Source organism: Mycobacterium talmoniae, from assembly GCF_001854525.1.
GTDB lineage: Bacteria > Actinomycetota > Actinomycetes > Mycobacteriales > Mycobacteriaceae > Mycobacterium > Mycobacterium talmoniae.
Map to the genome: position 1 here is coordinate 1 of NZ_MLQM01000341.1, position 1239 is coordinate 1239.

2 protein-coding genes are annotated in these 1239 nt (G+C 76.8%); both read right to left on the minus strand.

What is annotated here, in order from left to right; genetic code table 11:
- A partial coding sequence (locus tag BKN37_RS27195) for a PPE family protein (protein ID WP_071030416.1) occupies positions 1–886 on the minus strand: 886 nt, incomplete at its 3' end.
- A gap of 52 nt (positions 887–938) precedes the next feature.
- Positions 939–1239, minus strand: a 301-nt coding sequence (locus tag BKN37_RS27200; RefSeq protein WP_423212851.1) for a PPE family protein, SVP subgroup, incomplete at its 5' end; no start/stop codon positions are given.

Below are 1239 nucleotides of genomic sequence, written 5' to 3' on the forward strand. Positions count from 1 at the left end.
CGCCGAGGCTCGCCGGGGCGACCGCCTCCGCGGTCGCTGCCGCCGGGGCGGCGCCGGCCAGGGTGTGGCCCAGCGACACCGCGTTCGGGATGGCGGCCATGACGAACCACGCCGCGGTGTTCACCGCGCCGTTGGTGGCGTTGGACACCAGCGGAATACCGAAGAAGCTGTCCACGCCGCCGGCCATGTCGGACATCGCCGTGGAAAGCCCCGCCCCCCCGGTCGTCAGCGGCGAGGCGAGCCCCTGCATCGCCTCGGACAGCCGGGAGAGCAGCTGGGCCAGCTCCGTCTGCCCGGCGACGGCGGCCGTGCCGGCGTGGGCCTGACCGACCGCCGCGGCTTGGTCGGCCGGCCCCGCGGGAGTGGTGACCGGCGCCGGCGCGGCCAGCGGGTTCAACCTACCGGCGGTCGCCGAGGAACCGGCGTAGCCGTACATGGCGGCGGCGTCTTGGGACCACATTTCACCGTAGAGGGCCTCGTTGGCCGCGATCGCCGGGGTGTTCTGCCCCAGCACATTGGTCGCGACCAGGGCCGCCAGCGCGGCCCGGTTGGCGGCGATCACCGGCGGCAGCACCGTCATCGCGAACGCGGTCTCGAAGGCCGCCGCCGAGGCCATCGCCTGGCCGGCGGCGTGCTGGGTGGCGGCCGCGGTGGCGTTCATCCAGCCGAGGTAGGGGGTGACGGCGGCGGCCATCGCCGCCGACGCCGGGCCCAGCCAGTCCGCGCCGGTCAGTTCGGCGACCACCGTCTGGCAGGAGGCCGCCGTGGTGTCCAACTCGGCGGCCAGGCCGCTCCACGCCGCGGCGGCGGCCATCAACGGGCCCGCGCCGGCCCCGGCGTACATGCGGCCGGAGTTGATCTCCGGGGGCAACGCTCCGAAATCCATGTCTTCTCGTCCTGTCCGTTGAGGCGATCGCACGTGGTGGGCTGCGGAACGGCTACACCACGCCGGGTTTGGGCATCACGGTGGGTTTGACGCCGTAGCGCGGTGTGCCGAAGCCGGGGGCGCGTCCGGCCGAGGCCACCGAGGGCATCCCGGCCGGTAGGGTGCCGGGACTCGCCGCGGCGGCGTGTGGGGCGGCGGCCCAACCGGCGCCCGCCAGCCGGGCGGGCGCGGCGGTGGCCGCCCCCCCGGCCCAACCGGGCGGGCCCGGGAACCCGCCCACCGGGCCCGGCCGGGGCGCGGGCCGTGTAGGCCGCCGGCGGTGGGGGGGGCGGTATGGGGGGTGTGTGGGGCGG